The 20,283-nt window shown below is 59.6% G+C and carries 15 protein-coding genes and 1 riboswitch; of the genes, 2 read left to right on the forward strand and 13 right to left on the reverse strand.

Going from position 1 to position 20,283, the window contains the following annotated elements; genetic code table 11:
• Positions 1–61: 61 nt before the first annotated feature.
• The 6 genes from apaH to lptD all read right to left on the reverse strand — a co-directional run bounded on the left by apaH (position 62) and on the right by lptD (position 6,797).
• Complete coding sequence (gene apaH, locus FCN80_RS01350; RefSeq protein WP_136988042.1) at positions 62–904, reverse strand: bis(5'-nucleosyl)-tetraphosphatase (symmetrical) ApaH; 843 nt, start codon at positions 902–904, stop codon at positions 62–64.
• 2 nt (positions 905–906) lie between these two features.
• The gene (apaG, locus tag FCN80_RS01355) at positions 907–1,284 is read right to left on the reverse strand and encodes a Co2+/Mg2+ efflux protein ApaG (protein WP_136988044.1); all 378 of its coding nucleotides are present in this window, start codon (positions 1,282–1,284) and stop codon (positions 907–909) included.
• Between the two features lie 14 nt (positions 1,285–1,298).
• Positions 1,299–2,117, reverse strand: coding sequence for a 16S rRNA (adenine(1518)-N(6)/adenine(1519)-N(6))-dimethyltransferase RsmA (gene rsmA / locus FCN80_RS01360; protein WP_136988045.1), 819 nt, complete (start codon positions 2,115–2,117; stop codon positions 1,299–1,301).
• Positions 2,110–3,102 carry a 4-hydroxythreonine-4-phosphate dehydrogenase PdxA gene (gene pdxA, locus FCN80_RS01365; RefSeq protein ID WP_136988047.1) on the reverse strand — a complete coding sequence of 331 codons (993 nt, stop codon included), beginning with the start codon at positions 3,100–3,102 and terminating at the stop codon, positions 2,110–2,112. The genes rsmA and pdxA overlap by 8 nt, the downstream gene beginning before the upstream one ends.
• Positions 3,092–4,387 (reverse strand): peptidylprolyl isomerase SurA, encoded by a 1,296-nt coding sequence (gene surA, locus FCN80_RS01370; protein ID WP_136988049.1) that lies wholly within the window; start codon positions 4,385–4,387, stop codon positions 3,092–3,094. Before surA ends, pdxA begins: the two co-directional genes overlap by 11 nt.
• Positions 4,388–4,454: 67 nt before the next feature.
• Positions 4,455–6,797, reverse strand: coding sequence for an LPS assembly protein LptD (gene lptD / locus FCN80_RS01375; protein WP_136988051.1), 2,343 nt, complete (start codon positions 6,795–6,797; stop codon positions 4,455–4,457).
• A gap of 182 nt (positions 6,798–6,979) precedes the next feature.
• Here lptD and djlA point away from each other — a divergent pair, with 182 nt between their 5' ends.
• On the forward strand, positions 6,980–7,810 hold the full coding sequence (gene djlA, locus FCN80_RS01380; protein ID WP_136988053.1) for a co-chaperone DjlA: 831 nt from the start codon (positions 6,980–6,982) through the stop codon (positions 7,808–7,810).
• Between the two features lie 58 nt (positions 7,811–7,868).
• Here the strand turns inward: djlA and rluA are convergent, their stop codons facing one another.
• The 3 genes from rluA to FCN80_RS01395 all read right to left on the reverse strand — a co-directional run bounded on the left by rluA (position 7,869) and on the right by FCN80_RS01395 (position 14,026).
• Complete coding sequence (gene rluA, locus FCN80_RS01385; RefSeq protein WP_136988055.1) at positions 7,869–8,522, reverse strand: bifunctional tRNA pseudouridine(32) synthase/23S rRNA pseudouridine(746) synthase RluA; 654 nt, start codon at positions 8,520–8,522, stop codon at positions 7,869–7,871.
• 43 nt (positions 8,523–8,565) lie between these two features.
• Complete coding sequence (gene rapA / locus FCN80_RS01390) at positions 8,566–11,472, reverse strand: RNA polymerase-associated protein RapA (protein ID WP_136988057.1); 2,907 nt, start codon at positions 11,470–11,472, stop codon at positions 8,566–8,568.
• Positions 11,473–11,650: 178 nt separating this feature from the next.
• Complete coding sequence (locus FCN80_RS01395; protein ID WP_136988059.1) at positions 11,651–14,026, reverse strand: DNA polymerase II; 2,376 nt, start codon at positions 14,024–14,026, stop codon at positions 11,651–11,653.
• Between the two features lie 79 nt (positions 14,027–14,105).
• Here FCN80_RS01395 and FCN80_RS01400 point away from each other — a divergent pair, with 79 nt between their 5' ends.
• On the forward strand, positions 14,106–15,005 hold the full coding sequence (locus tag FCN80_RS01400; protein ID WP_230492422.1) for a DedA family protein: 900 nt from the start codon (positions 14,106–14,108) through the stop codon (positions 15,003–15,005).
• Here FCN80_RS01400 and thiQ read toward each other — a convergent pair.
• From thiQ to sgrR, 4 genes are all read right to left on the reverse strand, one after another.
• Positions 14,975–15,700, reverse strand: coding sequence for a thiamine ABC transporter ATP-binding protein ThiQ (thiQ, locus tag FCN80_RS01405; protein WP_136988061.1), 726 nt, complete (start codon positions 15,698–15,700; stop codon positions 14,975–14,977). The genes FCN80_RS01400 and thiQ overlap by 31 nt on opposite strands.
• On the reverse strand, positions 15,684–17,294 hold the full coding sequence (gene thiP, locus FCN80_RS01410; protein ID WP_136988063.1) for a thiamine/thiamine pyrophosphate ABC transporter permease ThiP: 1,611 nt from the start codon (positions 17,292–17,294) through the stop codon (positions 15,684–15,686). Before thiP ends, thiQ begins: the two co-directional genes overlap by 17 nt.
• Positions 17,270–18,250: a thiamine ABC transporter substrate binding subunit gene (thiB, locus tag FCN80_RS01415; RefSeq protein ID WP_136988064.1), complete on the reverse strand. Its 981-nt coding sequence runs from the start codon at positions 18,248–18,250 to the stop codon at positions 17,270–17,272. Before thiB ends, thiP begins: the two co-directional genes overlap by 25 nt.
• Positions 18,251–18,292: 42 nt before the next feature.
• Positions 18,293–18,409: riboswitch (TPP riboswitch) on the reverse strand.
• 43 nt (positions 18,410–18,452) lie between these two features.
• Positions 18,453–20,114 carry an HTH-type transcriptional regulator SgrR gene (sgrR, locus tag FCN80_RS01420; protein ID WP_136988066.1) on the reverse strand — a complete coding sequence of 554 codons (1,662 nt, stop codon included), beginning with the start codon at positions 20,112–20,114 and terminating at the stop codon, positions 18,453–18,455.
• Positions 20,115–20,283: the final 169 nt, after the last annotated feature.

Here is a 20,283-nt window from a genome sequence, read left to right on the forward strand (position 1 = left end):
AAGGCGCCAATCATCAGTATTAAGTCACTGGCAGGGCTAATGAATCGAAATCAGCGGTGTTTTATTCCATCGCTTCAATGCCGTTCTCTCCCTGGCGGTTGGACGGCTGGCGAAAGTATTGCTTGTCTTCCCAGCGCAACAGGGTGAGATCTCCACCCCAGCAGCAACCGGTGTCCAAAGCATAAATATTTTCCGGCGTGCCTTTGCCCTCCAAGGAAGCCCAATGGCCGAAAGCGATGCTGTAGTTTTCCGCCACGGGGCCGGGCAGCAGAAACCAGGGCTTTAGCGGCGGAGTGGCGCGATCCGGCGCTTCTTTGCAGATCATATCCAATTGACCATTGGGGAAGCAGTAGCGCATCCGCGTGAAAGCGTTGCTGCTAAAACGCAGCCGGGCCAGTCCGGTTAACTGCGGCGACCAGTTGTTCGGCATATCCCCATACATGGCGTCCAGAAACAACGGATAACTGTCGCTGGATAATATGGCTTCCACTTCGCGGGCGCAGACGCGCGCGGTGTCGAGATCCCACTGCGGCGTGATGCCGGCATGGGCCATGACCAGTTTTTTCTCTTCGTCGACTTGCAAGACGGGTTGACGCCGTAGCCAGTTTATCAGCTCATCGGCATCCGGCGCCTCCAGCAGCGGCGTGAGACGGTCTTTGGGTTTATTACGGCTGATGCCGGCATAAATCGCCAGCAAGTGCAAATCGTGGTTCCCCAGCACCAGCCGCACGCAATCGCCCAGATCGCGCACATAGCGCATCACTTCGAGGGAGGCGGGACCGCGCGCCACCAGATCGCCGGTCAGCCACAATGTGTCCCTGACAGGATTGAAGTTCACCTGACACAAAAGCAGTTTCAGCTCCTCAAAGCAGCCATGAATATCACCGATTAAATATGTCGACATAATTAGTGTATAAGTGATGGAATCGCTAATCGAAAAACGGGAATGGCAATGCGGAATGACTGCCCCTGATGATCGCGCATGTGATAATGCCCTTGCATGGTGCCAAGGGGCGTTTCCAGAACGGCGCCGCTGGTGTATTGGAACTCGCCGCCAGGGGCAATAACGGGTTGCTCGCCCACCACGCCCTCGCCCTGTACTTCGGTTTCCTTACCGTTGCTGTTGGTGATAAGCCAGTAGCGGCCCATGAGCTGCACGCTGTGCCGCCCGAGGTTTCGTACGGTGATGGTATAGGCGAAGACATACCGTTGCTCCTCAGGGAGGGACTGTGTCTCGATGTACACGCTTTGTACCTGTACGCACACGCGGGGGGAATCAATCATGCAGCCAACTCCTATCATGCCTGTTGGGAAGGGTGCTCCGCCAGCCAGTTCGCCAGCCGACAGTATTGCGCGACGGTCACATTTTCGGCGCGCTGCCCGGAATCCACGTCCAACTCCGCCATTTGCTCGGCGGTGAACAGGCCGCTCAGGCTGTTACGCAGCGTCTTGCGGCGCTGATTGAATGCCTGGCTGGTGATGCGGGCCAATACCCGCAGGTCGCTCACCGGGTTGGGCGGTTGCGGATGCGGCGCAAGACGCACCACGGCCGAATCCACTTTCGGCGCGGGCCGAAATGAGGTTGGAGGCACTTCCAATACCGGGATAATCTGGCAGTAGTACTGCGCCATGACGCTCAGACGGCCATAAGCCTTATTGTCCGGTCCCGCGACCAGACGATCGACCACTTCTTTTTGCAACATGAAATGCATGTCGCGAATCGCCTGAGTATAGCTGAAAAGATGAAACATCAGCGGCGTGGAAATATTATAAGGCAGGTTGCCGAATACGCGAAGCTGTTGTCCCGCCGTCTGCGCCATGGCGGCGAAGTCCACGGTCAGGGCATCCTGTTGCAAGATGGACAGCTTGTCGCCGAGGAACGGATTTGCCGCCAATCTGGCCGCCAGGTCGCGGTCCAGCTCCACGACCGTCAGACGGCCGGCGCGCTCCGCCACCGGCAAGGTCAGGGCGCCGAGTCCTGGGCCGATTTCCACCAATGCCTGTCCCGGCTGGGGATGAATGGCGTCGACGATGGCATCGATTATCGTTTCGTCATGCAGAAAATTCTGCCCGAAGCGTTTCCGGGCGAGGTGCCCCTGGTGTACATGTTTATCCATTACGGTTTTCGATCATGTGGATGGCGAGGTTTAACGCTGTTCTGATACTGCCCGCCTCGGCCTGGCCGCCGCCCGCCAGTTCCAAAGCAGTACCATGGTCGACGGAGGTCCGAATGAACGGCAGGCCCAACGTGATATTGACCGCGTGGCCAAAGCCCTGGTACTTCAAAACCGGCAGCCCCTGATCATGATACATGGCCAGCACGGCGTCGGCATGATCGAGGTATTTGGGCTGAAACAACGTATCGGCCGGCAGCGGACCTTGCAGATCGTAACCTTCGGCGCGCAGGGCGTCCAGCACCGGGATCAGGGTATCTATCTCCTCGCGGCCCATGTGGCCGCCTTCCCCGGCATGGGGATTCAAGCCGCACACCAGGATACGCGGCCGGGGGATGGCGAACCGGCGGCGCAAGTCCCGTTCCAGAATAACGATAACCTCGCGCAGGGATTGACGGGTCACGGCGCCCGGCACCGCCGATAAGGGCAGGTGGGTGGTGGCCAGCGCCACCCGCAACGATTCGGTGGCCAGCATCATGACGACGCGGTCGCAGTGGCTGCGCTCGGCGAAAAACTCGGTGTGGCCGGTAAACGGCAGGCCGCCATCGTTGATGATGCCTTTATGCACCGGGCCGGTCATCAATGCCGCGAATTCGCCGTTCAGGCAACCGTCGCAAGCCCGCGCTAGGGTTTCCACGACATAACGGCTGTTCCCCACCGCCAGCCGACCGGGAATGACCGGCGCCGGCGCCTTGATTTCCAATACCGTCAACACGCCGGCCGGTTGCGGTTTTGCCGGCTCGTCCGGCTGATAAGGTTTGAGGCTGAGCGGCAGGCCGAGCCGTTCGGCCCTATCGGCGAGCACGGCCGGATCGGCGCAGACCACCAGTTCCACCGGCCAGGCCTGCTGCGCCACCATGGCCGCCAGATCCGGGCCGATACCGGCCGGTTCGCCAGGGGTAATCACCAGTCGCGTATTACTGACCATTGTCGTCCAGTATCTTGACGTAAGCGCTGGCGCGTTGTTCCTGCATCCAGGTCTGCGCTTCTTCGGCGAATTTACGATTGAACAACAGACGGTAGGCCTGATCTTTTTTGGCGTCCTCGGTGCGGTCAACTTGCCGGGTGTCCAGCAACTGGATCAGATGCCAGCCGAACGCCGAGCGCACGGGTTGGCTGATTTCGCCTTTTTTCAAGGATTCCAAGGCGTTACGGAAAGCGGGATCGTAGGAATCCGCCGTTGACCAGCCCAAATCGCCGCCCTGATTGGCCGTCCCGGGATCTTGCGAGATTTGCCGGGCCGCGGTGGCGAAATCAAGTTTGCCGCTGACGATTTGCGCCCGTATCTCGCTCAATTTGTCGCGGGCCTGCTGATCGGTCATCACCACCGAGGGACGCAAAAGAATATGTCGGGCATGCACCTCGGTCACCGACACTTTGTCATTGCCGCCGCGGATATCGTTGATTTTCAGAATATGGAAACCCACGCCGGAACGGATCGGCCCGATAATCGCCCCTTTGGACGCGCCGGCCAGACGCTGGGCGAAAAGGCTCGGCAGCTCTTCAAGTTTGCCCCAGCCCATCTGCCCGCCCTGCAAAGCCTGGGGATCGGCGGAATAGCTGATGGCCAGCTTGCCGAAATCGGCGCCGTTTTTCAGCTGTTGCACCAGGTTGTTGGCCAGCGCCTCGGCTTTATCCACCTGCGCCTGGGAAGGGTTTTCCGGCAAGGGGATAAGGATGTTGCTCAGGTTATAGTCCGCGCCGTTGCCGGTTTGCGCGGCAATCTGCTTGGCCAGCGCGTCCACTTCCTCGGGAAGGATAGTGATGCGGCGACGCACTTCGCTGTTGCGCACCTCGGCGATAAGCATCTCTTTGCGGATCTGCTTGCGATAGGTATCGTAACTGATACCTTCCGAGGCCAGGCGACTGCGCATCTCATCCGGGGTCATATGGTTTTGCTCGGCGATATGATTGATGGATTGCGTCAGTTGATCGTCCGTGACGGTGATGTTGGCGCGCTTGGCCAACTCCAGAACAATGTTGTCCATGATCAGGCGATCGAGGATTTGATGGCGCAGGGTCGCATCGTCGGGGAGTTGCTGATGCGCCTCTTCGGCATTGCGTTTGACGGAATTCAACAGTCCATCCACATCGCTTTCGAGAACGACACTGTTATCCACCACGGCCGCGACCCGGTCCATTGGTTGCGGCGCCGCAAATGCGCCGCCGGCGATCATCGCCATGCCGAGAATTAGCGTTCTCCAGTTTTTCATACCTTTTCCATTTCTTATGTCAGCCGCCTTTGCGGATTCATGTTCACAGTTATCGGTGCGAAGCAGTTTAAAACGCCCGTTGGTAGGGCAGTATGCCGGAAGCCAGCATCTTTTTGGTCCCAAGGCCGTAATCGCTGCTCAACCCACGCAGTTCCACATTCAATGACACGCCGTCGTCATACCGGCTGGTACCGCTGCTGCTGTTCCAGCCGGTTATCTTGCGTTCATAACCGACATTCACCGCCCAACAACAAGTGTTGTACTGCAAGCCGATCAACTGCTCGGCCGGCTGGCTCGCCTTGGTGTCGTAGTAATACGCCCCCACCAGCGACCACCGATCGGCGATGGGCCAACTGGCGATGGCGCCGACTTGCGAAATCCCCTGTTGATAGCCGGGATTGGAAATATCGGGCAGCATCGCCTGTATGTACTCGGGACTGGCGAAACGGTAGCTCAGCTGCACCATCCGGTTTTCATCCCGGCGGTACTCCAAGACCGCATCGCCCAGGGCGACGCTCGACAGACGCGTATCATACTGCAAGCCGCCGCGCACCGCCCACTGGTTATTGATTTTCCAATAGGTATCGCCGGCCCAGACCACGCTGCCGGTTTCGGCATCGCTATCCAGGCTGCTGTTCATATCGCCGGTGCGCGGACGCGTGAAGTAATAGATTTGACCCAGAGAAGCGTTAAAACGTTCCACCAGCGCGTCATCATAAATCCGGGTGGTCACGCCGCCGGCGAGCTGATTGGCCGAGGCGATGCGATCCAGGCCGCTGTAGCTGCGGTCGCGGAACAAACCGGAATAGTCGGTTTGCAGCAAAGTGGAATCGTAAGTGTTGATGTCGCTTTGGTTGCGATACGGGACATACAGATACTGCAACTGGGGCTCAAGGGTCTGGGTATAGCCTTCTTCCCAGTTCATGTTCCGCTCGAAAACCATCTTGCCGTTGGTTTTAAACTGCGGCATCACCCGGTTGACCGTGCTGCGAAGCTGGTTGTTGCCGGCCGTATTGTTATACGTTTCGATGTTGTCCTGCTGATAGTGGGTGGCCATCAGCTTGGCTTCAGTATTCAGACTGCCCCAGCGGTTGGACAGCGGCAGATCGATGGTCGGTTCGATATGCAACCGGGTGGCGTTGGGATTGTCATTGTCGACGCTGTCGAATTTCACCGCCTGGGCATAGATTTTGGTATCGAAGGGACCGACATCGTTACGGTAATACGTGGCGTCCAACTGCGGCATGGCGCGATAGGAGTTGGCATTGCCGGCATCGGCGAAAATCTGGAACTGCTTGCTGGCCAGTGAAATATCCCAGTTTTCGTCAGCGTAGCCAATGCTGAATTTCTGGGTGGCGTAGCCGTCGGTCGTGGAGCCGTATTTCGAGGTCAGGTCGTCGAAATAGGTGGGATCGCTGACCCGGGTATAATCGACATTGAACCGCCAGACATTATCCATCACCCCGTTATGCCGCCAGTACAACAGCCAGCGATCGCTGTTGCTGTCGGAAGGATTCTGGTCGGCGTATTCCGAATCGTTCGGCAGCCAGTCGAATTCCACCAGACCCGCTCCCGGCGTGGTTAGGTAGCGAAATTCGTTTTGCAGTTGCAGGCCGCGCTTGCTCATGTAATTGGGCGTCAGAGTGTCGTCGTAATTGGGCGCCAGGTTGAAATAATAGGGCGCAGCGAATTCAAAGCCGTTCTTGCTGCCGTATTTGGCGCTGGGGATAAGGAAGCCGGATCGCCGCTTATCCCCCACCGGCAACTGCATATAGGGGCTATAGAAAACCGGTACGCCGCCTATCTGGAACCGGGCGTTATAAATCTCCGCCACCTGTTCCTGCCGGTCGTGGATCACTTCAGAACCCTTGACGCTCCAACTGTCGTCGCCGGGCAGGCAGGATGTGAACGTGCCGTTTTCCAGGACCGTGTAACGGTTATTGCCGCGCATTTTCATGGTATCGGCGACGCCTCGGCCCTGGCGGCCCACCATCTGGTATTGCCCCTGGTAGACGTTGGTATCCTTGGTATTGAGATTCGACCAGGCTTTCGGCCCGTTTAATTTGATCTGATTGTCGTTGTAATGCACATCGCCGGTGGCGGTAACGGTGCGTACAGGCGGCTGTTGCCCGGTCTGCTGCTGATCCAGCTCGACCTGCTTGGCGGTCAGGGTGCTGTTGCCTTGCTGGATATCCACATCGCCGGTAAAGAGGGCCTTGTGGGGATAATCGGCCTGCGCTTTATCCGCCTGGATATGCACCGGTAGGCTATTGGGATCGCCTGTGACCAGGGGCTTGTCGTAAGAAGGCACGCCCAGCAAGCATTGGTCGGCGAAATCAGCCAGAGCATACTGGCTATAAAGCGCAGACCAGATCAGGCTGGCCAGCAATGTGGGTAATCTCTTCTTCATATGCTTTTCGGGTGTTCCGTCTTCTTGGGCTTCATGCCGACAAACGGTCAGAGACTAACGCACTCACCTGAGTTGCGCTAGTGTTAAATCCCGCCGTTTCGCCGCGCACCGTTAGGCACAGCGATAAATGACAGGTATGATAAAGCAATTTTGAACTGACGGCATGGTGAATTGAGGAGTATATGCGGTATTGGGGTAAGCTGTTGGGCGTCATTCTGGGGCTGCTTTCCGGCGCCGGCTTTTGGGGCGTGGTGCTGGGGTTCCTGATAGGACATATGGTGGACAAGGCGCGGAGTGTCCGCGGTAGCGGCGGCGCGGGGTTTTTCGCCGATCAGCAGACCCGGCAGAATGTTTTTTTCCGCACGACTTTTCAGGTCATGGGGCATCTGAGCAAAGCCAAGGGCCGGGTGACCGAGGCCGATATTCAAAATGCTAATGCGTTGATGCAACGCTTGCGCCTGGATGAACCCTCGCGGGTCGCGGCGCAGCAGGCTTTTCGCGAAGGCAAGGACAGCCAGTTTCCACTGCGCGCGGCCTTGCGGGAATTCAGGCAGGTGTGTTTCGGCCGGTTCGACCTGGTGCGCATGTTCCTGGAAATTCAGATTCAGGCCGCCTTCGCCGATGGTTCGCTGCATCCAAACGAACGGCAGGTGCTGTACGTGATTGCCGAGGAACTGGGCATTTCGCGGCTGCAATTCGATCAATTTCTCAGCATGATGGAAGGCGGCCAGCAGTTCGGCGGCCAGGGCGGCGGTCAATATGACCACGGCGGGTACCGGCCCGGCGCCGCATCCGGGCCCACTCTGGCGGACGCCTGCAAAGTGCTTGGCGTAGAGCCGTCGGATGATGCGGCCACCATCAAGCGGGCCTATCGGAAACTGATGAGCGAACACCATCCGGATAAACTGGTCGCCAAGGGTCTGCCGCCGGAAATGATGGAAATGGCCAAGCAGAAAACCCAGGCGATTCAGGCCGCCTACGATCTGATCCGTCAGGAGAAAGGGTTCCGCTGATCACCGCCCGCCGCGCAATCCGTCGCGAGGCAGAATAGCGCCTCAACGCCGTTGTGGTTCAAAAATCCGGCTCACAGCAGAAATGCATGGGCGTATGATAGGCCGGATGGGTAATGGCCAGCGATTGGGCATGCAGCAGCAGGCGTCCCGCCATCGCTTTGGCCTCCGGCGGCGCGTAGAAACCATCGCCGAGGATCGGGTGCCCCAGCGCCTGCATATGCACCCGCAACTGGTGGGAACGGCCGGTTACCGGCATCAACGACACCCGCGCCGTCCCGTCGCCGTCATAGCGCAATACGCGGTAATGCGTCTGGGCCGGCTTGCCGGTCTCGAAACAGACCTTTTGCCGCGGTCGGTTGGGCCAGTCGCAAATCAGCGGTAAGTCCACCAGCCCCTCTTGCAGGGCCGGATGGCCCCAGACCCGCGCGATATACACTTTCCGCGGCTCCCGCTCGCGAAACTGCCGTTTAAGCTCCCGCTCCGCCGCTTTGTTCATCGCCACGACAATCACCCCGCTGGTGGCCATATCCAGCCGATGGACGCATTGCGCCGCTGGAAATTCCGTCTGCACGCGGGCCATGACGCTGTCGTGGTGTTCCGCCGCCCGACCGGGTACCGATAGCAGACCGCTGGGCTTATTGAGCGCCATGATATGCGCATCCTGATAGAGGATATGCAGCCAGGGCTCTCGCGGGGGATTATAGGGTTCCATGTGGCTCCGGACCGCCGCGGCATTGAACCGCGGCGGGTTGCGCTTATTGGTGGGTGGTGACGATCAGACGAATGGCGTCCAGCCGCCAGTTGGCCTGCTCCAGTTGCGCCAACGCGTGCCGGCGATTATACGCCAAGGTTTCCAGCTCGTCTTCCCGGATGGACGGATTGACCGCCTGCAACGCCTCGAGCCGTTCCAGTTCCGCGCCCAGGCTTTCGTCCGCCTGTTGCCTGGCGTCCTCAATCAACGCGCGCGCCTGTTCGGCGACCAGCGATTCGCCTTTCAGCAGCAAAGGATGGACATCGTGTTGAACCGCATTGGCCAGTTTGCCGGCGGTATGGCGCTTCACCGCGATCAATTGCCGGTTGAACGACTCAAACTCCACTTGCGGCGCCAGATCGTTGCCTTTCTGGTCCAATAGCAACCGGATGGGGGTCGCCGGTAGAAACCGGTTAAGCTGCAATTTTTTCGGCGCCGAGACGTCCACCACATAAATGAGCTCCAACAGCAAGGTTCCTGCCGGCAGCGCCTTATTTTTCAACAGGGAAACCGCGCTGGTGCCGCTTTCGCCGGACAAAATCAAATCCAGCCCGTTGCGGATAATCGGATGTTCCCAACTGATGAACTGGGTTTCCTCCCGGGACAACGCCTGTTCGCGATCGAAGGTGATGGTGCAGCCCTCTTCCGGCAGGCCGGGGAAATCCGGCACCAGCATATGGTCCGATGGGGTCAGCACAATCAGACTGTCGCTGCGATCTTCCTGGTTGATGCCGATGATATCGAACAAATTGAGCGCGAAGTTGACCAACTGCGGATCGCTGTCCTGCCCGGCGATGGCCTCGGCCAGGGCCTGAGCCTGTTCGCCGCCGTTGGAATGCCCCTCCAGCAGGCGATCGCGGCCTTGCTCCAACTGCAACTTCAACTGGTCATGCCGCTTGCGGCTTTCGCGGATGAAATCATCCATCCCCGTTTGGTCGGCCGGCGCGCCCAGGTACGCGAGCAGCCTGTCATAAGCTTGATCGTATTGGGCGCGGCCGGTGGGACAGGTATGTTCGAACGCGTCCAGACCTTCATGATACCAGCGGACCAGAATGGCCTGGGCGGTCTGCTCCAGGTAGGGGACATAAATATCGATATCGTGCTGTTGACCGATGCGATCCAGGCGGCCGATACGCTGCTCCAGCAAATCCGGATTAAAGGGCAGATCGAACATGACCATCTGGCGCGCGAACTGGAAGTTGCGCCCCTCGGAGCCTATCTCCGAACAAAGCAGCACTTGCGCGCCCTCATCTTCCGAGGCGAAATACGCGGCGGCGCGATCCCGTTCCAGCAAAGACAACTTCTCGTGGAAAACCGCGGCGCGTATCCCCTCCCGTTCACGCAATACCTGCTCCAGTTGCAAAGCGGTATCCGCGTGGGCGCAGATCACCAGAATTTTTTCATGGCGGTTTTGCAGCAGAAAATCCAGCAGCCATTCCACACGGGGATCGAAGTTCCACCAAGTGGCGTTTTGCCCTTCGAACTGTTGATAGATCTGCTCGGGGTAGAGCATGTCGCGCGCCCGTTCGTCGGCGGATTGCCTGCCGTTCATGATGCCGGCCACCTTGATGGCGGTCTGATACTGGGTCGGCAGCGGTAATTTAATCTGATACAGCACCCGCCGGGGAAAACCCTTGACGCCCTGGCGGGTGTTGCGAAACAGCACCCGGCTGGTGCCGTGACGGTCCATGAGCATATCCGTCAATTCACGCCGAGCCTCGCTGGCGCGCGAATCGCCGCCATCGGCCGCCGCCAGCAGAGGTTCGATATTCCGCTCGCCCATGATGTCGCTCAGCGTGTTTTTTGCCTCGCGGGTCAAGGCCGCGCCGTTAAGCAGCAAGGCCACCGCATCGGCCACCGGGCGATAGCGTTGTTGTTCCGCCACGAATTCTTGGTAGTCATGGAAGCGGTCCGGGTCCAGCAACCGTAGGCGGGCGAAATGGCTTTCCTGTCCCAGTTGCTCCGGCGTGGCGGTAAGCAGTAACACACCGGGAATGCGGCGGGCCAGTCGCTCGATAGTCTGATATTCGCGGCTGGGGGCTTCCTGGCTCCAAACAAGGTGATGGGCTTCGTCCACCACCATCAGATCCCAGTCGGCGTCGGCCAGTTTTTCCAGCCGTTCGTGGTTGCGGCGCACGAATTCCAGCGAGCAAAGCACCCATTGTTCCGTTTCGAATGGGTTATCGTTGTCCTGCATGGCTTCCTGGTAGCGTTCGTCGTCGAACAGGGCGAACAGCAGGTTGAAGCGGCGCAGCATTTCCACCAGCCATTGGTGCAGCAAGGTCTCCGGCACGATGATCAGTACCCGTTCGGCACGGCCGGTCAGCAATTGCTGATGGATGATCATGCCCGCTTCGATGGTTTTGCCCAAGCCCACTTCATCGGCCAGCAGTACGCGCGGGGCGTGGCGTCGGCCCACCTCGGCGGCGATATGCAACTGATGGGGAATCAGGTTGGCGCGAATGCCGCGCAACCCGTTCCAGACCTGCCGAAACCGTTCGCTGTAAAATTTGCGCGCGCGGTAGCGCAGGGCGAACCGGTCCATGCGATCAATCTGGCCGGCGAACAAGCGATCCTGCGGTTTACTGAACGTCAGCCTGCTGTCCAGCAGAACCTCGCGCAATTCGCAGCCGGCCTGGCCGTTATCACGACGGGTGCCGATATAGGTGAGCAGACCGTCCTCGTCCCGCACTGATTCCACATCCAATTGCCAACCCTCATGGCTGGTCACGGTATCGCCGGGGTTGAACATCACCCGGGTGATGGGCGCATCCGCCCGGGCATACAGACGATTTTCACCGATAGCGGAAAACAGCAGGGTGACCATTCGGGCATCCACCGCGACCACGGTGCCCAATCCCAATTCGCTTTCCGTATCGCTGATCCAGCGTTGACCTGATTTGAAAGGCATAAATTCTCGGCTCGGTATAGTGTTAGGCAAAAATTACCGGCAATAGCGCGGCTAGCCGTGGCCGGCGCGGGCCGATCGCCACGGCGTTAAACTGGCAAGGGGTAGTGTCGAGATCTGAAAAGGCGCTATGTTAATAGATGACAGACGCTTCGTCACCTACCAATCTGTGCCTTTGTGATTAAAACAAACCCATCTGACCCGAAATAAGCGTAGCAAAATCATCTTGTATAAAAGGCAATATCGCATCCGCCACCGGCTGCAACTGCTTCGTCAGGTAGTGATCGTAATCCGGCGGATTGCGCCGAATCTCCAGTGGTTCGGGGCCCTGCAAGGTAATAATATAGCTTATCCAGCCGCCGTTTTGGTATTGCTGCGGCCGTCCCTCCCGCTGATTAAACTCGTCCGCCATCCTCGCCGCGCGCGCCTGCGGCGGCACATTACGCTGGTAATCGCCCAGCTTGCGCCTCAACCGTTTGCGGTAGATGAGCAGCGCATCGAATTCCCCGGCCAGCGTCCGACGGACGAAGTCCCGGACGAAATCCCGATAGGGCTGGCGGCGGAAAATCCGCTCATAAAGCTGCTGCTGAAACTGCTGGGCCAGCGGCGTCCAGTCGCTGCGCACGGTTTCCAGCCCCTTGAATACCATCCGTTCCCCCTTGTCGTCGCGCGCCAGTCCGGCATAACGTTTCTTGCTGCCCAGCTCGGCGCCGCGGATGGTGGGCATCAGAAAACGACTGAAATGGGTTTCGTATTCAATTTCCAACGCGCTGGCAAGCGACAGGGTTTCCCGCAGGTGCGTTTGCCACCAGCCATTGATATGCGCCGCCAAGCGCCGGCCGATGTCATCCGCTTCGGCCTGAGCCCGTGCGTGTTTCAGCCAGACGAAGGTGGAATCGGTGTCGCCGTAGATAACCGGGTAGCCCTGCGCCTCGATTAACTGACGGGTCTGATGCATGATGGCGTGGCCGCGCAGGGTGATGGATGAAGCCAGCCGGGGGTCGAAAAAGCGACAACCGGGGGCGCCCAGCACGCCGTAAAACGCGTTCATGATGATTTTCATGGCCTGGGACAAGGGCGGGTTGCGGTTTTGCTTGGCGCGCTCGCGACCCTGCCAAAGCCCGTTGACGATCTCCGGCAGGCAATGGCGCCGGCGCGAAAACCGCGCTTCGAGAAAACCGTCCACCGTCGCGTCGCGATCCGGGTCCGCCATGCCTTCCACCAGACCCACCGGATCGATAAGAAACGTTCGGATAATCGAGGGGTAAAGGCTTTTGTAGTCCAGCACCAGCACCGAGTCATACAGACCCGGGCGGGAGTCCATGACGTAGCCGCCGGGGCTGGCCTGCGGCGCGACCTCACCCAAATTGGGCGCCACATAGCCGGCGCGGTGCATGCGCGGCAGATACAGCCAGGTAAAGGCGGCCACCGACCCTCCGCTGCGATCCGCCGCCAGACCGGTGACCGAGGCGCGTTCCAGCAAAAACGGCAGCAGGCGGGTATGCTCGAAAATGCGGCTGACCAGTTCGCAATCCTTGAGGTTATAACGCGCCAGCGCCGGCCGATCCTCACGATAAAGACGGTCGATTTCATCCATGCGTTGATAGGGGGTGGCGATATCTTTACCTTCGCCCAGCAAGGTTTGCGCCACATGCTCCAGACTGAACGAACTGAATTGCCAGAACGCGGTTTTCAAGGCGTCGATGCCATCGATAATCAGCCTGCCGGCGGCGCCGGCAAAGAAATGGCCGGGCTTGGCGCCATGCTCGCGCCACTCCAGCGCCTCGCCGCCGCGTCCGAGCCGTAAGACGCGGTGATGGCGCTCCGCGTGTTGTTGCAGGACACGCAAATCGAACTGCACCAGATTCCAGCCGATAATGGCGTCCGGATCGTGACGGGCGAACCAATCGTTGAGGCAATCGATAAGCCCGGCGCGGGTGGCGACATACTCCAACGGGATATCCGCCGGTTGGGGGCTGGCCGCCGGCGCCTCGCCCAGCATATACACCTGGCGCTGTCCGCAACCGTGCAGGCCGATACAGTACAGCTCGCCGAAACGGTTGGTTTCGATATCCAGGGACACCAGATTCAGCGCCGGGCGGTAATCGACGCTGGGCCTGAGCCGGGCATCGTCTACCACGCCGTCCGGGCGCGGGCGGCCCTCGAACGCGACCGGGGCGGTGATGAACCGTTCCATCAGATAGCGTTCCACGGGACGGATATCCGCCTCGTAGAGGGGGATGCCGGCCTCATGCAGTCTTTTTTCCAGGCGGACCATATCGCGGTAATGACGGCAGTAAACGCCGGTCACCGGCCGTCGATGGAAATCGCGCAACGGCAGCGCGCGCAGGCGGCAGCCCGCGATGGCGCCGAGCAGAGGCGCCGCCCGCGCATTGAATTCCGTGGGAAAGAAGGCCACCGCCGTTTGCGGCGGCAGGCTGATTTTCCGTGGTCCCTGGTCGGTGGCCAGCCATAAATCGACGCAGATGCCCGCGGGGGTATCGCGCCAATGGCGGGTGAGCACAAAACCCTGGCCGGTCGGGGAGGGGACGGACATGGACGTTCGCTGCCTTGTAAAATGAAATGACCGGCCATCGCCGACCGGCCGGACGTTACCGCCGTTATGCCGGATAAGTATGAGTATTTATACAGTCATTGTCCAGCGCGGCCGGCATGAACCCGTTGCGCCAAACATTTATACAAAACAATCATTGACGCTATCGCCTCAAGCCACGACAATCCGGCAGTTCGATTTTTTACGAGGGTTTATGGACGCCTTTTTGCAGTCTTTAGTCAATCAATCCCTGGCATTTTCGCTTATGGCCGTGGCGCTGGTGGCGTTTCTCGAGTCGCTGGCCCTGGTCGGCCTGCTGTTGCCGGGGACGGTGATGATGGCTAGCCTGGGCGCGTTGATAGGCGGCGGAACCCTCGGTTTTTACCCGGCATGGGCCGCCGGGATTATTGGCTGCTTTTGCGGCGACTGGATATCTTACCTGCTGGGTCACGGTTTCAAAAAGCCTCTGAAAAAAAGCGCTTTTATGCAAAAACACCGGACAATGCTCAATAAGACGGAATATGCCCTGCACCGTCATAGCCTGCTGACGGTGCTTATCGGCCGCTTCGTCGGCCCCACCCGGCCGCTGGTACCGCTGGTGGCCGGGATGCTGGATCTGCCGCCGCTAAAATTCGCCCTGCCGAATGTTATCGGCTGCCTGGCCTGGCCGCCGGTCTATTTCTTGCCGGGCATTCTGGCCGGCGTGGCCATCAATATCCCCGCGGGCGCGCATACCGGCGCATTCCGCTGGCTGCTGCTGGCCGGCGCGCTGTTGCTCTGGTTGGCGGCATGGCTGCTTTGGCGTTGGCGCCGCAGCGGCAACGGCGCGAACGACCGCCTGGCCCGCTGGCTGACGCCGCGAAGACTGCGCTGGCTGGCGCCGATGTCCCTGGCGGCGCTGGCGGCGGTGTTCACATTGCTTATCCGCCATCCCCTGATGCCCACCTATGCTCATTGCTTTTGGCGGGTGGTCAGGTTATGAGGCGGGATACCCAATAACGAGGCTTCGCGCGCCTGACCGCTGGCCAGTCTTTCGGTCGGGCCGTCGTAGTAAATCCGTCCCTCCGCCACCAGCAAGGTGCGCGGCGCGATGCGCAGGGCGTCGTCCAGGTTATGCGATACCATCAGCAGGGTTAGGCCGCGTTGTTCGCAAGCCTGCTCGACTTGCTGCAACATCTCGTTGCGCAGCGCCGGGTCCAGCGCGGAAAACGGCTCATCCAGCAGCAGGATGGGGCGATCGCGCACCAGGCACCGCGCCAGGGCCGCACGTTGGCGCTGGCCGCCGGATAATTGGCCCGGCAACCGCTCGAGCAAATCGCCAAGGCCGACCCGCCGCGCGGTCTGACGGACCTCTTCCCGCTGCCGTTCGGTCAGTCTGAGGCCGGGATGAAGTCCCAGACCGATGTTTTCCTCCACGCTAAGGTGCGCAAACAGGTTGTTCTCCTGGAATAGCATCGACACCGGCCGCCGGTCGGGGGATGTCGCGCTGTGGTCCTCGCCGTTTAGCCAAATCCGGCCGCTGCTTTGCGCCAGGAATCCGGCGATCAGGTTGAGCAGGGTGCTTTTGCCCGCGCCGCTCGGTCCGAGTATCGCCGTTTTTTCCCCCGCCGCCAGTCGGATATCAAAGCGCATGGGCAAGTGTTCATAAAGGTAGGTAACCTTATCGAGGCGGATCATGGGGGCCTGCCAGTTTTTCAATCAGAGTGAACAGGGCAAAACACAGCAGCAACAACGCCAGCGCGCTCACCGCGCCGTCCTGGCTGCGATAGGCGCCGATTTGCTGATACAGGTAATAAGGCAGTGTGCGAAACTGCGCATTGCCGAACAGCGCCACCACGCCGAAGTCGCCGATGGACAAAATGCTGGCGAAGGCCATCGCCCGGGCAAGGGGTTGACGCAGCGCCCGCCATTCCACCAGCCTGAGCCTGTTGTGGCCGCGGATGCCCAGGGACAGGCATAGCCGGGAATAGCGCTCCGCCAGATCCAGCATCGGCGATTCCAGGATTTTCAACGTGTAGGGTATTGCCATCAGCGCGTTGGTGATAATAACCAGTCCGTAAGGCGATTGCGGCAGTCCGACGCTTTCATTCGCCAGAAGAAAAAAGCCGGTGGCGATCACGATGCCGGGCATCGCCAGGATCACCATGCCGCTGAGATCAAGCAACTGCGCCGGCCAATAACGCCGACGTAGCCGGAACTCCCGTCCGCTCCACAGCAACATGGTCGTCAGCAACAGGCAAAGCAAACCCGCGCCGAGGGCGATTTTCACCGAGGTCAGCATCGCCGTCCACAGCGCCGGCTGCGCCAGCGCCGCCGGCAAATCCCGATTTATTCCGCCGACCGCCACCGACAGCATCGGCGGCAGGAGAAACAGCAGCGCCAGGATAATCACGATGCCGTCGATGATCCGGCCGCGTCCCCGATCGCCGGGATTGCGCCACGGCAATGCCTGGGTATCGCCCGCCGGCAAGGCGCGCGCCAGTCGCTGGCCGAGCAACACCAGTCCCAGGCAGCAGGCCATCTGCAACAATGCCAGAAAAGCGGCGCGGCCGGGATCGTAGTCATAACTGAGCGCCTGAAAAACCGCCAGTTCGATGGTGGTGGCCCGCGGGCCGCCGCCCAACGCCAGCACGGTGGCGAAGCTGGCGAAGCATAGCATGAAGATCAGCGCCGCCGCCGGCGTCAGCTGCCGGCGCAGCCAGGGCCATTCCAGCAGTCGGAACATATCCCAGCCAACCATATTCAATTGGGCCGCCAACTGGCGCTGTTCTATGGGGATGCTTTCCAACGCCTGCAATAATAACCGGGTGGCAAGGGGCAGGTTAAAAAACACATGGGCCAGCAAGATCCCGCACAGCCCGTAGGGGGAAAAGTGATAAGGCAGATGCAGCGCGGCGCTCACCTGGGCCAACCACCCTTGGCGGCCATAAACCCCGAGAATACCGAAAACCGCCACCAATACCGGCATGACCAGCGTCATGGCGCAAAATCGCAACAATAGCCGCCGGCCGGGAAAACGGCGTCGATAGAGGGCGCGGGCCAGCAAAATCGCCGGCAGTACCGACAGCGCCGCCGAAAGGAACGCCTGCCAAAAGGTAAAGCGCAGCACATGCCACAAATAGGCATCGGTCAGAATCGCCCGCCAATGGGGCGCGGGGGCGTTGAACCCCAGCGCGCCCATCGCCGCCAGCGCGACGGTCAGTAAAAACGCCGCCGCCGACAGTCCCGGCCATAGCCAGGCGGGGATTACTGGCTGACGGCGTTCAGCCATGTCTGGGTCCAGGCATGACGATGCCCGGCGACTTCGGCCGGCGTATAGCTTAGCGTCACCTGCGGTCGCTTACCGAAACCGGCCGGCAACGGCATCGCTATCACCGGATACATCCAGTTGCCGGTGGGGATGGTCTGCTGGAAGGCTTTAGACGTAATGAACTGCATGAATTGCCGCGCCAGGGCGGGATGTTTACTGGCGGCCAACTGACCGGCCACTTCCACTTGCAGATAATGTCCTTCGCTGAACGGGGCCCAGGCGTAGTTATTCTTCTTTTCCTCCAGGATATGGTAGGCCGGCGACGTGGTGTAGCTTAGCACCATATCCGCCTCGCCTTTGAGAAACAGGCCGTAGGCCTCGCTCCAGCTTTTGGGTACCGTGACGGTTTTGCTCGCCAGCCGCCGCCAGGCTTGCGGCGCGTTATCACCGTAGACTTTTTGCACCCAGAGCAGCAGACCCAGACCAGGCGTGCTGGTCCGCGGATCCTCATAAATGATTTTCAGCGGCGCCGTCCCGTCCACCAGTTCGCGCAGGCTGGTAGGCGGATTTTTCAGTTTGTTTTTATCGTAAACGAAGGCGAAATAGCCATAATCAAACGGCAGGAATGTGTCGTCATGCCAGCCGCCCGGCACCGTCAGCGCGGCGGTGTCTACCTGGTAGGGGGTAAAGAGACCGGTCTCCCGCGCCGCTTGCAGCAAATTATTGTCCAGACCGAGCACCACATCGGCGCTGCTGTTTTTCCCCTCCAGGCGTAAACGGTTCAGCAACGCCACGCCATCTTCCTGCACCACATATTTCAGCTCGCAGCCGCAGTCGGCTTCGAAGGCTTTCTTAATCGCCGGTCCGGGGCCCCATTCCGAGGCGAAGGAATCATAGGTGTAGACCGTCAGGGTTGGTTTGGCCAATACCGGGAAAGCGGCCAGCAATAACAGGGTGGATAACCAGAATTTCGACACTTTGCGCTCCTGCAGAATAAGGGCGGCCAAGGTCTTCGAGATAGCGCAGCGCTTCTCAAATCCCTTCGCCGGTATTAACCGGATCAGGTTCGACGGGTATACTCTCAGCGCTCTTCGCCGAACCGTTGCCCGGCGTTGATGGCACCCCGTTGAGAACAGGTTCATTGTAATGGGTTTATCCCACTCTTGACAGCGTTTACGTTTAGATTTCCGGCGGCGCAAACCAGGCGGATTTAAAGTCGAACCAACCCAGGGTATTCATGTGGATGCCGCGCATACTGCGCTGCCCTTGCAGGATTAAGCGATGATGCAGCAACGGCAGCAAATGATGGCTGGCCACCAGCGAACGGCACCATTCCGGCAAAACCAATCGCTTGTGGCGCCATGCCTCGGCTTCGCGCGCGAAATCCGTTTGCAGGCAGTGGTGCAACAGCGGCATTTCATAAAACGCGGCGAACAGCCAGAATTCCAGGGGCAGGGCGAAGTTAACGCTGCCGAGCCACACATCGCTTGGCGCCGCGCCCCGGTACCAGTCGGCATAATCCAACTGATTCACTTTCAGGGTGATACCCTGGCGGGCCAGAACCCGTGCCAGGGTCTGGCACAAATCGTCGAACTCGGCGTGGTTGCTGTAGAACGTCAAAGTTAATTGCGTCAGTCCCGCCGGCTTCGGCCAGGGTTTGGCGGACTGGCCATGATACCAGCGGGGCAGAATGCCGTAGGCCGGGGTCCAGTAATGCTGATAGGCCGTGCCCGCCTCGGCCAGCAGAGATATCGGATCGATGTTTTCGCACAGCCAGCGGCGGATATCGGGATCGGCCATTAGCGGCGAGCGCTGGTCGAACAACAGAAAATAACAGCCTTCTCCCAACCGGGTTTCCAATTCATCCCGCCGGCTGTCGTCTCCTTGTACCTGCATCGCCAGATAGGTTAGTTCGGCGGAAAGATCCGGCAGTATCCAGACATTGACTTCGTCAATCAGGGCCCGATAGCCAAAATAGTCGTCAAAGGCGCGCATCTTCAATTGTTCCGGCCGGTTGTCGACGATGGCGTAAGGCCCGGTACCCACGGGACGGCGGGCGAAATCCGGCAGGCTGGCCCACTCCTGCGGCAGAATCATTGCCGGTACGCTGCTGAGCAGCCACGGCAACCATTCGTCCGGGTCGGACAGGGTAATGTCGAGCGTATTGACGGCGACCGCGCGGACTTCCAGGATGTGGCCGAACAGGGCAAGATCGCGCAGGCGCAGCAGAGATTGGCTGACGTCATCCACCGTTAACTCCCGTCCATGGTGGAAATGAATGGCCGGACGCAGATAAAAACGCCAGTGCTGCGCGGTAATCCGCTGCCAATGGTGTGCTAAATCCGCTTCAAGTTCCCCGTTTTCCTCATTTATCCGGGTCAGACCGCTGAAAATTTGCCGGGCGATATGGTTATCCGAGCGGCGCAGCGGCGTGCCGGGCAGCAGGTTCAGTAACGGACGGTAATACAGAACCCGCAGAATATGCCGCCCTTCACGAAAGCTGCGGCCCAGGTGGGAAAGCAGCATCCGCCGCACCCGTTCTTTATCGCCTACCAGTTGTACAAGTTGATCGATACGATCGTTTTCCAGCAAGTCTTCGGCGCGCTGTTGCTGCAAGGCCAGGCCGGTATAGTGGAAAATCAGGCGCGAGCGTTTACCGCGCCCGGCTTCCGAGCGCCATTCCAACCACCCCATGTCTTGCATGGTTTTCAACAGGGAACGCACGTGGCGGCGCGAGCAATTGAGGCATTGCGCCAATGCCTGCAACGTGGTGTCCTGCGGCTGGCCCTGGCAACTTTGCCAGAGACGGATAAATTGCTGTTGTAAGCGGGGCGAGGCCATAAAAGAGGAAATCTCCGGGAAAAGCCATCCATTTTTCTTCCCCTATAATAAGCCGATACTGTTCATATCGAAAGCGACTGCCGGGAGCAACATGATGAATAGTGCCGTCTTGCGACGTTTTTATCGGCGTTATTTACGGGCTTGCGGCAATGCGGCACGGACAGGAAAT

The organism is Martelella alba, from assembly GCF_005217455.1.
Classification (GTDB): domain Bacteria; phylum Pseudomonadota; class Gammaproteobacteria; order Enterobacterales; family Enterobacteriaceae; genus Acerihabitans.

What these genes read in the sequence shown, in the direction of transcription:
- apaH (WP_136988042.1), bottom strand. Translation starts at nt 904, where the DNA reads ATGTCGACATATTTAATCGGTGATATTCATGGCTGCTTTGAGGAGCTG.
- apaG (WP_136988044.1), bottom strand. Translation starts at nt 1,284, where the DNA reads ATGATTGATTCCCCCCGCGTGTGCGTACAGGTACAAAGCGTGTACATC.
- rsmA (WP_136988045.1), bottom strand. Translation starts at nt 2,117, where the DNA reads ATGGATAAACATGTACACCAGGGGCACCTCGCCCGGAAACGCTTCGGG.
- pdxA (WP_136988047.1), bottom strand. Translation starts at nt 3,102, where the DNA reads ATGGTCAGTAATACGCGACTGGTGATTACCCCTGGCGAACCGGCCGGT.
- surA (WP_136988049.1), bottom strand. Translation starts at nt 4,387, where the DNA reads ATGAAAAACTGGAGAACGCTAATTCTCGGCATGGCGATGATCGCCGGC.
- lptD (WP_136988051.1), bottom strand. Translation starts at nt 6,797, where the DNA reads ATGAAGAAGAGATTACCCACATTGCTGGCCAGCCTGATCTGGTCTGCG.
- djlA (WP_136988053.1), top strand. Translation starts at nt 6,980, where the DNA reads ATGCGGTATTGGGGTAAGCTGTTGGGCGTCATTCTGGGGCTGCTTTCC.
- rluA (WP_136988055.1), bottom strand. Translation starts at nt 8,522, where the DNA reads ATGGAACCCTATAATCCCCCGCGAGAGCCCTGGCTGCATATCCTCTAT.
- rapA (WP_136988057.1), bottom strand. Translation starts at nt 11,472, where the DNA reads ATGCCTTTCAAATCAGGTCAACGCTGGATCAGCGATACGGAAAGCGAA.
- FCN80_RS01395 (WP_136988059.1), bottom strand. Translation starts at nt 14,026, where the DNA reads ATGTCCGTCCCCTCCCCGACCGGCCAGGGTTTTGTGCTCACCCGCCAT.
- FCN80_RS01400 (WP_230492422.1), top strand. Translation starts at nt 14,106, where the DNA reads ATGAGTATTTATACAGTCATTGTCCAGCGCGGCCGGCATGAACCCGTT.
- thiQ (WP_136988061.1), bottom strand. Translation starts at nt 15,700, where the DNA reads ATGATCCGCCTCGATAAGGTTACCTACCTTTATGAACACTTGCCCATG.
- thiP (WP_136988063.1), bottom strand. Translation starts at nt 17,294, where the DNA reads ATGGCTGAACGCCGTCAGCCAGTAATCCCCGCCTGGCTATGGCCGGGA.
- sgrR (WP_136988066.1), bottom strand. Translation starts at nt 20,114, where the DNA reads ATGGCCTCGCCCCGCTTACAACAGCAATTTATCCGTCTCTGGCAAAGT.